Source organism: Citrobacter sp. CK185, assembly GCF_030333565.1.
GTDB classification, from domain to species: domain Bacteria; phylum Pseudomonadota; class Gammaproteobacteria; order Enterobacterales; family Enterobacteriaceae; genus Citrobacter_B; species Citrobacter_B koseri.
The window spans coordinates 1-304 of sequence record NZ_JAOWFR010000007.1; the positions used below are offsets into that span (position 1 = coordinate 1).

A 304-nucleotide genomic window follows, 5' to 3' on the forward strand; every position below is an offset into this window, starting at 1 on the left:
GGCGGAATTGGTAGACGCGCTAGCTTCAGGTGTTAGTGTCCTTACGGACGTGGGGGTTCAAGTCCCCCCCCTCGCACCAAAACCACGTTGATATTGCTCGCACTGGGCGAAGGTGGCGGAATTGGTAGACGCGCTAGCTTCAGGTGTTAGTGTTCTTACGGACGTGGGGGTTCAAGTCCCCCCCCTCGCACCAACGAGGCGATATCAAAAAAGTAAGATGACTGTGCGAAGGTGGCGGAATTGGTAGACGCGCTAGCTTCAGGTGTTAGTGTCCTTACGGACGTGGGGGTTCAAGTCCCCCCCC

At 56.9% G+C, this 304-nt stretch carries 1 tRNA gene; it reads left to right on the top strand.

The annotated features are described in order from the left end of the window. The first annotated feature begins 106 nt into the window (after positions 1 to 106). Positions 107 to 193, top strand: a tRNA-Leu gene (locus OGV79_RS01215). Positions 194 to 304 lie beyond the last annotated feature (111 nt).